The following is an 11,066-nucleotide window of genomic DNA, read 5'->3' as shown; positions in this document are numbered from 1 at the left end:
CGATCCGGATTCCGTCGGCATTGTGCGGCACGGTCGGCTTCAAGCCCTCGTTTGCCTGCGTGCCGGTAGAAGGCGTGTTCCCACTGTCCTCCAGCCTCGACCACGTAGGCCCCATCGCCAACCACGTTGAAGATGCACGCCTGCTGTTCGAAGTGTTGGCAGGCCGCGCTTGTGCGCCGGCTGCCAATGCGCAACCACTGCGGGTGGGCTGGATCACCAGTGGCAGCTTCGGCCCGGTCGACGCCGAGGTGAATCGACAGGTTTATCAGGCGGCGCAGCAGTTGTTCGGCGACGCGCTGCAGGAGACTGACGAACTGCAAACAATGGCGGCCGGCATGAAGGACACCTTGCAGACACTGCAACGTGCCGAAGCCTTTGAGGTGCATGCCGAGCGCATGCGCGATGCGCCGCACATGTTTGACCCTGAGGTACGCGAACGCCTTGAGGTGTCGCGCGAAGTCAAAGGCTGGCAATACATTCGCGCACAGGCCAGCCAGGCGCAGTACAAAGCGGCGATGGCACGTTTGTTCGAACGTTATGACTTGCTGGTCTCACCCAGCGTGCCGATTACCGCCACCGAGGTTAATGCGCGCGAAGTCCGAGTAGGCGAACAGGACATTGATGTGCGCGCCGCCGTGCTCAGCCATACCAGTGCCTGGAACCTCATCGGACTGCCCTCGATCAGCCTGCCGGTGGGGCACGTGAGGGGCATGCCGGTGGGGTTGCAGGTGATTGGCGCGGCGGGCGAGGATGATCGCTTGTTGCAGGTGATGAGCAGGCTGTTTGTGCGCGGCTAAGGTTTTTTTGGGGGGGATCCTGCCCCCTGTGGGAGCGGGCTTGCTCGCGAAGACGTCGGCCCAGCAAACATTGATGTTGACTGACCCACTGCTTTCGCGAACAAGCCCGCTCCCACATTTTGGGGTGGGTACCCCCATCACTCGCGCGACGAAGCCAGAATCGCCTGCAACAGCACATCCGCCCCGGCTGTCGACCAATGCGGGTGGATCTCTTCCGCCTCGTTATGGCTCAAGCCATCCACACAGGGCACAAAGATCATCGCCGTCGGCGCGACCTTGTTCAGGTAGCAGGCATCATGCCCTGCCCCGGAAATCATCCGCCGATGGCTATAACCCAAGGCCTCGGCCGAGGCCCGCACCACTTCCACGCAGTCACTGTCGAAGGCAATCGGCGCGTACTGGAAGATCTGCTTGACGCTGGCCTGCAAGCCAATCCCTTCGGCAATCCGGGCCACCGCTTCGTGCAGTTGCTGGTCCTGCACACCCAGCACCGCTTCATCGGGGTGGCGGAACTCGACACTGAAGAACACCCGCCCCGGCACCACATTGCGCGAGTTGGGAAAGATATTGGCCATGCCCACCGTCGCACGCCCTTCGGCGCCTTGGGCCAGGCCGATCTGGTTGACCGCTTCCACCACCCGGGCAAAGCCCAGCAGTGCATCCAGGCGGTGATCCATGGGCGTGGTGCCGGCATGGGCACTGCGCCCGCTCAGTTCGACTTCATACCAGCGCTGGCCCTGGGCGCCGGTAACGACGCCGATGGTCAGGCCCTGGGCTTCGAGGATCGGGCCCTGTTCGATATGCAGTTCATACGCCGCATGCACCGCCTGGCCACCCACCGGGTGCGCGCCGGCGTAGCCGATCTGCTGCAACGCCTGGCCGATGGTCACGCCGGCCTTGTCTTCGCGGGACAAGCCGTATTCCAGGTCAAACACCCCGGCATACACCCCCGAGGAAATCATCGCCGGAGCAAAACGCGAGCCTTCTTCGTTGGTCCAGTTGACCACCTCGATCGGCCGGTCGGTCTCGATGCCCAGGTCGTTCAAGGTGCGCAGCACTTCCAGGCCGGCAAGCACGCCGTAGATGCCATCGAACTTGCCGCCGGCTGGCTGCGAGTCGCCATGGGAGCCGGTCAGCACCGGGGCCAGGTGGTCATGGCGGCCAGCGCGGCGGGCGAAGATATTGCCCATGGCGTCCACACGAATGCTACAGCCGGCCGCTGTGCACCAGGCCACGAACAGGTCACGCCCGCGCCGGTCCTCGTCGGTCAGGGCCAGGCGCGACACGCCACCCTTGGGCGTGCCACCGATCTGCGCCATTTCCATCAGCGAGTCCCACAAGCGCTCGCCGTTGACCCGCGCCAGGGCGCTCACGAGCGTGGCCCCTGGGGCTTGGCGTGGTAGCGGAAGTCACAGCTTGGCGCGCCGCCCATGATGGTCTGGGTGCGCGTCAATTCAATATTCGGGTTGTAGCCGACGATAAACAGCTCGTCGCGGTTGCACGACAACAGGTGGCCGATCTCGCCCAGGCCCATTTCGTGGTACATCTCGGCATAGCGGCAGCGCTTGACGTCATAGTCGTAATGCTCGGCGTCGCTGGCGATGATCTCGACTTTCAGCGCATCGTCCTTTTCCCACAGCACTTGCAGCTCAACGAAACTCTTGAGGTCGGCGCCCTGCTCTTCCTGGGCGGCAAAGTGCTTGCCCGCCTGGATCGCGGCGTTGCCCACCGCTTCGCCAATCACCGCTGCGGCAAAGGCCTTGCCCTGCTCGCGCACGAGGATTTCGTAGATCGGCTTGATGATCTCGGCTTCGATGCGCCGGCGGGCCAGGATGCCCAGTTCACCTTCCAGTTTGCTCATGGTGTGCCTCATTCAAATGGCTGCGAAGATCCAATGTGGGAGCTCCCTTATAAGAAGCTCCTACATTGAAATTCAGCGCGTTACTTTTTACCGCCAGCCACGCTCACCGGTTGCCATTGATTGGCCTTGACCTGGTAAACGGTGAACGACGGGTTCTGCAGGTTGCCCTGGGCATCAAACGCGATGGTCCCGGTCACGCCTGGATAGCTGATGGCGCGCAGTACCGGCAGGTACTTCTGCGGATCGGTGGAGTTGGCCTGCTCAATCGCGGCGATCAACACGCCAACGCCGTCATAGGCGAAGGGTGCGTGCAGCTCGATATTGCTCTTGAAGCGCGCCTTGTAGGCCTCTTCAAACGCCTGGCCACCCGGCATCTGTGCCACGGCCAGGCCCGGTTCCAGGGCGATCACGCCCTCGCCTTCGTTCTGCGCCAGTTGCAGGAAGGTCTGGCTGACAAAGCCGCCGGCGCCCATCAAGGGGGCCTTGATCCCCAACTGCTTGATGCGCCGGGCCAGCGGTGCAGCCTGGGAGTCGACACCACCAAAGAAGATCAGGTCCGGGTTTTGCCCGCGGATGTTAGTCAGCACCGCACTGAAATCGATGGTCTTGTCGTCCACGTATTCGCGCGCAACCACCTTGGCGCCACCGGCCTCGATGGATTTGACGAACTGGTCCGCCAGGCCCTGGCCGAATGCGGTGCGGTCGTCGATCACGGCGATGCGCTGCGCCTTGAGGGTCTTGAGCGCGTAGTCACCGGCTACCTGGCCGCCGTCATCGTCGTGGCCCATGATCCGGAAGCTGGTGTCGAAACCTTGCTGGGTATAGGCGTGACCGGTAGCCACCGGTGCGACCTGGGCAATCCCGGCGTCATGGTAGACCCGCGCCGCAGGAATGCTGGTGCCGGTGTTCCAGTGGCCGACCACGCCGACCACGCCTTCGTCCACCAGGCGCTGGGCCACGGTGACGGCGGTGCGCGGGTCGGACTGGTCATCCTCGGAAACCAGCTTGTAGGTCACGGCCTCACCATTGATTTTCGGGTGCTTGGCGTTGGCCTGGTCAATGGCCAGTTGCGCGCCATTCTCCAGGTCCTTGCCGATCCGCGCAGACGGACCGGTCAAGGGGCCGGCCAGGCCGATCAGTACCGTCTGGTCGGCCTGGGCCACGCCGCTCAGGGCCAGGCTCAACAACAGTACACGTTTGAAGGGGGCAGTCTTGTTCATGCTTTTTTCCTGTTTCTCATCAGGCCCTCATGGCCTGTGGGGTGGGCGAAACACGCCGGGCGTCCGGTGGCGTTTGTATTTAGGTTATTCACCGAGGTAAGCACTGCGCACCTCGGGGTGGTCGAGCAATTGGTCGCTGGCACCGCTGAGGCTGATGCGCCCGGTATCCATCACATAGGCGCGGTCAGTCACTTGCAGCGCAAGGCGCGCATTCTGCTCCACCAGCAGCAGGGTCATGCCCTGGCGGCACACATCATCGATCACCTGGAACAGCTTTTCGACCATGATCGGCGCCAGGCCCATGGACGGTTCATCGAGCACCAGCAGCCGTGGCTTGGACAGCAACGCACGGGCCAGGGCGAGCATCTGCTGCTCGCCACCGGAGAGCAGGCCGGCCGACTGCTGCAAGCGCTCTTCCAGGCGCGGAAAGTGTTCGAACAGCTGGCGGATTTCCAGGTTGACCTGCTGTGGGTCGCGGCGCAGGAACGCGCCGGCCTGGAGGTTTTCCAGCACGCTCATGCGCGCAAAAATGCCACGCCCTTCCGGCACCATGGCGATGCCCAGGGTCAGGCGCTCATGGGGCGCCAGGTTCAGGATCGAGCGCCCGGCAAAACGGATCTGCCCCGCAGCGGCCGGCAGCAGACCGGTAAGGGCCTTGAGGCTGGAGCTTTTGCCCGCGCCATTGGCGCCGATCAACGTGACCCGCTCGCCTTCATCAATATGCAGATCCAGGGACTTGACCGCCTCGATGGCGCCGTAGCGCACCTTCAGGCCGGCAATCTGCAACAACGCTTCAGACATGGGCGCCGGCTCCCAGGTAGGCCTGGATCACTTGCGGGTGGCGACGCACTTCGGCAGGCGCCCCCACGGCGATCACGCGTCCGTAGTCCAGCACGCTGATGCGGTCACACACGCCCATCACCAGCTTCACGTCGTGTTCAATCAGCAACAGGGTATGACCGTCATCGCGGATTTTTTCCAGCAGGCTGCGCAGTTGCACTTTCTCACTGGCATTCATCCCCGCAGCCGGCTCGTCGAGGGCCAGCAGACGCGGCTCGGTAGCCAGGGCGCGGGCAATTTCCAGGCGCCGCTGGTGGCCGTAGGACAGGCTGTCGGCGCGGTAGTTGGCAAACCCGGCCAGGCCGACATAGGCCAGCAGGCGGTGGGCATGGGCGCGGGTCTGTGCTTCTTCCTCGCGCCCGCGCGAATGCCCGCTCAAGGCTGCCCAGACGCCGTTATGGGTGCGCACGTGGCGCCCGACCATGACGTTTTCCAGGGCGCTCATGGCGTTGAACAGGCGGATATTCTGGAACGTGCGGGCGATGCCGGCGCGGGCCACCTGGTGCACCGCCGTGGGCTGGTACTCCTGGCCGTCGAGTTGAAAGCGCCCGGAGTCCGGGGTGTACAGCCCCGTCATCACATTAAAGAAGGTGGTCTTGCCGGCGCCATTGGGCCCGATCAGGCCGTAGATTTCCCCGGCCTCGATGCTCAAGCTCACGTCATCGAGCGCGGCCACACCGCCAAACTGTTTATTGACCTTCTCGATCTGCAATAACGGATGGTTCAAGGTGCACCTCCTGTGCGGCTCGGCCAAAGGCCGGCGGGTCGATACAGCATCGCCAGAATCAGCGCCAGGCCGTAGAACAGCTGGCGGATAATTTCCGGGTCCACCAGCACCTGGCCAAACAGCGCCTGCTGCAAGGGGCCCATGCTGGCGCGCAACGCTTCGGGTAGGGCGGCGAGCAACACACAGCCCAGAATCACCCCGGGGATATGCCCCATACCACCGAGCACCACCATGGCCAGCACGGCGATGGACTCGTTGAGGGTGAAGGATTCCGGTGAAACAAAGCCCTGGAACGAGGCAAACAGCGCCCCGCTGATACCGCCGAACGCTGCGCCAATGGCAAACGCCAACAGCTTCAGGCGCAAGGTATTGAGGCCCATGGCCTGGGCCGCCTCTTCGTCCTCGCGGATCGCCATCCATGCGCGGCCGATACGCGAGCGCTCAAGGCGGATGCAGGCAAACAGGATCAGCACTACCAGTGCGGCGAACAGGTAGTAATAGAGGTAGACCGAGGGCAGGCGCAGGCCGAACAGCTCCTGGGTGCGCCCCAGGTTGACGCCCAGCAGTGTCACCGGGTCGACCTGGGCGATGCCCTTGGGCCCGTTGGTGAGATTCACCGGGCGGTCCAGGTTGCGCAGCAGGATGCGGATGATCTCGCCAAAACCCAGGGTGACGATGGCCAGGTAGTCGCCGCGCAGGCGCAGGGTCGGGGCGCCGAGAATCACCCCGAACCCGGCCGCCAGCAGCGCCGCCAGCGGCAGGATCAGCCAGATCGAGGTGTGCATGCCCTCCGGCAGCAACGCCAGCAAGGCCGGGAACTGTTGCAACAAATGGGGCGACGAGAGCAAGGCCGCCAGGTAGGCACCCACCGCATAGAAGGCGATAAAGCCCATGTCCAGCAGGCCGGCATAACCCACCACGATGTTCAGGCCCAGGGCCAACATGATGTACAGCAGGGCAAAGTCCAGGGTGCGCACCCAGGTATTGCCTCCGGCATGCCCGACAATCCACGGGGCCAATACCAGGGCCAGAGCGAACAGCAACAGGCCCAGGCTGGCGCGTTTGCTCGAAGGGCTCACAGCGGTTGCCAGGCTCATGCGCGAGTCGCCAGTCGTTCGCCCAACAACCCCTGGGGCCGGAACACCAGCACCGCGATCAACACGATAAAGGCGAACACGTCCTGATAGTTGCTGCCGAACACGCCGTTGGTGGCGGCACCGAGGTAGCCGGTGCCCAGGGCTTCGATCAGTCCCAGCAGCAGGCCGCCGAGCATGGCGCCCTTGAGGTTGCCGATGCCGCCCAGCACCGCCGCGGTAAACGCCTTGATGCCGGGCAGGAAGCCCATATAGAAATGCGCGCTGCCATAGTTGCTGGCCATCATGATGCCCGCCAGCGCGGCCAGGGCGCCGCCGATGGCGAAGGTCATGACGATGATGCGGTTGGGATTGATCCCCATCAGGCTCGCCACTTGCGGGTTCTCGGCCACGGCGCGCATGGCCCGGCCAAAACGCGTGCGCTCCACCAGCAGCAACAGCCCGACCATCAGGCTCAACGCCACGCCAATGGTGGTCAGCGCAGTGGCATTGGTCACGGCGGCATGGGTGGCATCGCCAGCCAGCACTTCGATGGGGGCAAGGGGCAGCAGCTGCGGGAACATCTGCGGGTTACGGGTCCAGACCAGCATGGCCACGGTCTGCAACAACAGCGACACGCCGATACCACTGATCAACGGCGCCAGGCGCGGCGCGTTACGCAAGCGCCGATAAGCCACGCGCTCAATCACCACCGCCAGCACCGCACAGAAGGCCATGGCGATCATCGCCGCGGCCAGCAGCAACAGCACCGGCGGCATATCCGGGAAGGCCGCCTGCAGCACACGGATCACCGACAGGCCCACCAGCGCACCGATCATCAACACATCGCCGTGGGCAAAGTTGATGATCCGCAAAATGCCGTAGACCATGGTGTAACCCAAGGCCACTAGCGCGTAGAGACTGCCCGACAGCAAGCCGTTAAGCAGTTGCTGGATAAACGCATCCATGAGAACCATCAACTCCATACACAAAAACATCGGTGCCAGGGCGCACCGACTAAAAGCCCGAGCGCGGAACACTAGTTATTTATTCTGTTTTTATCAAATATCTGAAAGGAATATGTTTATACCAAATAAAAAACGCCCTATTTACGGCGTTTTCTCCATACAAAAGCCGCTTTATTTATCTTTTTACTTAGTATTTAATTCAACACATGAATAATTTAGAACAATTAGCCAACGATCCACCGTTGCGTGCCGTGCGCACCTTCGAGGCCTTTGCCCGCCATGGCGGGGTGAATGCCGCCGCCCGCGAACTGGGGGTGTCGCCCTCGGCTGTCAGCCATCAGCTGCACTTGCTGGAAAGCTTCCTGCAACAGCCGCTGACCCTGCGCCAGGGCCGCAACCTGGGGCTGACCGAAGAAGGCCGCGAGTACTACCGGGCGATTCGCTCGGCTTTCGCGGTATTGCGCAGCGCCACCGAACATGTGCGGGAAAAAAGCGCGACGCGCCAGGTCACCATCAGCCTGATTCCGATGTTCGCGACCAACCTGTTTATCCCGCGCCTGCCACAATTTCTCAGTGCCAACCCGGCGCTGGACATCAACATCACCTACGCCAACCACCGCAGCTACCCCAGCGATGCCGCCGACCTGTCGATCCGCTTCGGCACCGGGCACTGGCCGGGCTATCACAGCGAGCCACTGATCAGCGGCGCAGTCACGCCGTTTTGCAGCCGCCAATTCCTCCAGCGCCACGGTCCTATCGCCACACCGCAGGCGCTCAGCGAACTGCCACTGCTGCACGACGAAGAACGCGGCACCTGGGGGCAATGGTTCGATGTCGCCGAGGCCAGTCACAGCAACACGCACAATGGTCTGTTGTTGGAGGACGGCCAGTTGACCCTGATCGCCACCCTCACTGGCCTTGGCTGCTCGCTGCTGCGTGCGCCGTTGGTGGCGCCCTTGGTGGCCAGCGGTGAGCTGGTGCAATTGTTTGATGTGCCGGTCGATGACGGTCGCCAGTATTACCTGTGTCGCCGGGCCAACAGTGAGCTGTCGAGCGAGGGTAATAACCTGTACGACTGGATCAAGGGCCACCTGGGCCACAGCCCCTGACAGTGAGCGGGCAAGTCTTGGCGACTGCCCACGCTGTCGGCTGGTATGATGCCGCGCTTTGAAAAACCAGCCGTAGACCTGCGAGGAAATGCACCGTGAGTAACGACGCAAAAATGACCGGCGACCTGTTCGAAGTGGACAAGCGCCTGTCGCTCAAGCCCGTGGTGGACTTCAATAGCTACCTGCTGGCCGCCTTTGGTGACGGTCCTTGCACCTGCGTGCGCTGCGTTGCCAGCGCAGGTGACGAGAAAGGCTACGAGTATCAGCACACCTTCAACTTCCAGGGCCACACCGCCCACCGCCGCTTTGCGTTGACCGCTGGCAGCGATGTGTTGCAGATGCTGAAAAAAGCCTGGCTGTCATACACCAAGGCCGAGCTGCCTGGCAGTGGTGACTTGACGCTGGAGACGGTGAAGGAATTTGTCGAGCCACAGTTGCACAAGCGTTTGCTGCCGTTGTTGCTGGCCAGCGGGTTGGTCAAGGATGTCGAGGGTGGGTTGCAGCTTCAGGCTGTGGCGGCCTGATAGGCAACCGGATCATTACAGCAAACGCATAACCCTGTAGGAGCGAGCTTGCTCGCGAAGAACTTGAAAGCACCGCGTTTACCTAGCAAACACGCGTTATCGTTGACGTCCTTCGCGAGCAAGCTCGCTCCTACAGAAAGCAGAATCCGCTTAACTGACTGGCATTAGGGCTTGCCCGCTCCCACAGGGATGGCTCTGCTCAGCCAAACCACTCCCGCCGTTCCTCGAACGTGTTGACCACCATCGCCACAATCATCTGCACCTCCTGCGGATGCGCCGCCCCGGCATTGACCGCCATCCATACCTGGCGCTGCATGTCCTGGGCAAACAACCCCGGCAGCGCCATTAACCCCCGGTCAAAGCAACTCATGTAGCGCGGCAATAACCCGATGCAGGCGCTGCAGCGGATCATCTCCAGCATCAGCGGATACGCCTGCACCTGCACCACACCCGCCAATCGCTGCTCCACCACTTGGTTCCACGGCGCCAAGGCCTCGACCAACCCATCGGGCTGCCATTGCACCAACATGTAGTCCGCCAAGTCATCCACACTGTCCGGCCGCGCGGCCAGGCGTGAGTAGCGCTTGGCGATATGTGGCACGTAATCCAGGCAAGCCAGCGCCTGCGGTGGGTGGGTCGCAAAACCCGGGCCGGGCTGCGGCGAGTCGACACCCGCCAGCCACAGCACCACGTCGGCCTCCACCGCCTGCAATGCCTGCGGGCTGTCGATGGAGACAATCTCCAGGCGCACACTGGCGTTGCGACGCAGCAGGGAGATCAGGTCGCGCCCGAGGATGTCGTGCAGGATGGTTTCGGCCACCGCCAGGCGAATCAAGGGTTGCTCCTGCACAGGCAAGCGCCGTTCGTTGGCCAAGGTCACCAAGCGCGCCTGCAATTGCAGGCCATCACGGCTCAGGGCCAGGACGTTGCCCTGGTAGCTGAACAGTGAACGGCGCATCTGCTCTTCCAATAGCGCCAGGCGTTTGCGCAGCAGTGTGGCCTTGATGTTCAGGCTGCGCGCCGCCTGCATGAAACAACCGCAACGGGCGCTGATCAGGAAGTAGCGCGCCACCTCCGGGTCGATGCCGGCGGCCAGGGCCAGCCAGGCTTCCCGGGGTTCGCCGGGCGCGCGGTAGGGCATCATGCCCTGGGGTGCAGCGGGCTCTAGATAGTCCATGGGGAACTCCCTGTCTTGATTGGGTCTGTGCATCCATGCGTGCTGCCGTTTTTATTCCAATACCTTGTTCAATTGCGCACCGTCGATGCTCAAGGTGGCGGTGTTGAGCATGCCTTCCAGGTAAGCCTTGGCGATCTGCTCCTGGCGCTGGGCCCGCAGGGCCTCGGTCAGGCGTGGACGCAGTTCATCGAGGCTGGCAGTGCGCGCCGGTTGTTGCTCGGTCAACTTAAGCACATGGAACCCCGCTGCGCTTTGCACAGCCTGCGATACAGCGCCCGGCTTGAGTTGCGCCACCACGCTACGCACCTCCGGCACCAGTTGCTGCAAGGGTTGCAGCCCCGAATCAGCGCCACGCCCGGCACTGCCCGGTTCTTGGGAATACTGGCTGGCCAACCCGGCAAACTCCGCCGGTGCGGCCTGGGCCCGACGGCTCAGTTCCTGGGCCTGACGCCGTACGGCCTCGGTACTTTGCGGGTCATCCACCGCGAGGAAGATCTGGCTGACCCGGTACAACGGCGGCGTCATCCACTGCGCCTTGCCGCTGTCATAGGCCTGCTGCAACTCGGCGGCGCTGGGGTAGTCGGCCGGTACCTGGCTGACCGACAACAGGTAGTCGCGAAACACGATCTGCTCGGTGGCAGCGCGAGTCTGTTGTTCCACTTGCGGACGCTGGCGCCAGCCCTGGGCATCGGCCTGTTCGAGCACCGCTTTTTGCGCCAGGCGCGAGCGGATCCAGGTTTCCAGAGCCCCTCGATTGGCGCGCAATTGCT

Annotated in this window: 12 protein-coding genes; 3 read left to right on the top strand and 9 right to left on the bottom strand. The window is 63.0% G+C overall.

Translation table 11 applies throughout. From position 1 onward, the window contains the following. The coding region (locus tag BFQ03_RS00930) for an amidase (RefSeq protein WP_139115618.1) at positions 1–797 on the top strand (797 nt) is incomplete at its 5' end. Between the two features lie 137 nt (positions 798–934). Here BFQ03_RS00930 and BFQ03_RS00925 read toward each other — a convergent pair. The 7 genes from BFQ03_RS00925 to BFQ03_RS00895 all read right to left on the bottom strand — a co-directional run bounded on the left by BFQ03_RS00925 (position 935) and on the right by BFQ03_RS00895 (position 7,486). Then, on the bottom strand, positions 935–2,170 hold the full coding sequence (locus BFQ03_RS00925) for a Zn-dependent hydrolase (protein WP_083204782.1): 1,236 nt from the start codon (positions 2,168–2,170) through the stop codon (positions 935–937). Beyond that, positions 2,167–2,658 (bottom strand): L-2-amino-thiazoline-4-carboxylic acid hydrolase, encoded by a 492-nt coding sequence (locus BFQ03_RS00920; protein ID WP_032860998.1) that lies wholly within the window; start codon positions 2,656–2,658, stop codon positions 2,167–2,169. Before BFQ03_RS00920 ends, BFQ03_RS00925 begins: the two co-directional genes overlap by 4 nt. Before the next feature lie 80 nt (positions 2,659–2,738). After that, positions 2,739–3,878 carry a branched-chain amino acid ABC transporter substrate-binding protein gene (locus BFQ03_RS00915; RefSeq protein ID WP_032861000.1) on the bottom strand — a complete coding sequence of 380 codons (1,140 nt, stop codon included), beginning with the start codon at positions 3,876–3,878 and terminating at the stop codon, positions 2,739–2,741. 84 nt (positions 3,879–3,962) lie between these two features. After that, positions 3,963–4,679, bottom strand: coding sequence for an ABC transporter ATP-binding protein (locus BFQ03_RS00910; RefSeq protein WP_029292968.1), 717 nt, complete (start codon positions 4,677–4,679; stop codon positions 3,963–3,965). Further along, positions 4,672–5,445, bottom strand: a complete 774-nt coding sequence (locus tag BFQ03_RS00905; protein ID WP_032861001.1) for an ABC transporter ATP-binding protein — start codon at positions 5,443–5,445, stop codon at positions 4,672–4,674. The genes BFQ03_RS00910 and BFQ03_RS00905 overlap by 8 nt, the downstream gene beginning before the upstream one ends. Continuing rightward, on the bottom strand, positions 5,442–6,542 hold the full coding sequence (locus tag BFQ03_RS00900; RefSeq protein ID WP_032861002.1) for an ABC transporter permease subunit: 1,101 nt from the start codon (positions 6,540–6,542) through the stop codon (positions 5,442–5,444). Before BFQ03_RS00900 ends, BFQ03_RS00905 begins: the two co-directional genes overlap by 4 nt. Beyond that, positions 6,539–7,486 (bottom strand): branched-chain amino acid ABC transporter permease, encoded by a 948-nt coding sequence (locus BFQ03_RS00895; RefSeq protein ID WP_032861004.1) that lies wholly within the window; start codon positions 7,484–7,486, stop codon positions 6,539–6,541. Before BFQ03_RS00895 ends, BFQ03_RS00900 begins: the two co-directional genes overlap by 4 nt. Before the next feature lie 206 nt (positions 7,487–7,692). Between BFQ03_RS00895 and BFQ03_RS00890 the strand changes: the two genes are divergently transcribed. Continuing rightward, entirely contained in the window at positions 7,693–8,595 is a 903-nt protein-coding gene (locus BFQ03_RS00890; protein WP_065942324.1) for a LysR substrate-binding domain-containing protein, read from the top strand. 95 nt (positions 8,596–8,690) lie between these two features. Beyond that, positions 8,691–9,119: a hypothetical protein gene (locus BFQ03_RS00885; protein ID WP_065942323.1), complete on the top strand. Its 429-nt coding sequence runs from the start codon at positions 8,691–8,693 to the stop codon at positions 9,117–9,119. A 199-nt stretch (positions 9,120–9,318) separates the two neighbouring features. Here the strand turns inward: BFQ03_RS00885 and BFQ03_RS00880 are convergent, their stop codons facing one another. Beyond that, the gene (locus BFQ03_RS00880) at positions 9,319–10,296 is read right to left on the bottom strand and encodes a LysR family transcriptional regulator (protein WP_065942322.1); all 978 of its coding nucleotides are present in this window, start codon (positions 10,294–10,296) and stop codon (positions 9,319–9,321) included. A 51-nt stretch (positions 10,297–10,347) separates the two neighbouring features. Continuing rightward, positions 10,348–11,066 (bottom strand): peptidylprolyl isomerase (locus tag BFQ03_RS00875; protein ID WP_065942321.1); only part of this gene is annotated, 719 nt, incomplete at its 5' end.

The sequence above is a fragment of the Pseudomonas sp. 25 R 14 genome (assembly GCF_900004755.1).
Lineage (GTDB): Bacteria > Pseudomonadota > Gammaproteobacteria > Pseudomonadales > Pseudomonadaceae > Aquipseudomonas > Aquipseudomonas brenneri.
The sequence above is the reverse complement of the archived record's forward strand: the minus strand, read 5'-3'. Positions and strand labels throughout refer to the sequence as shown.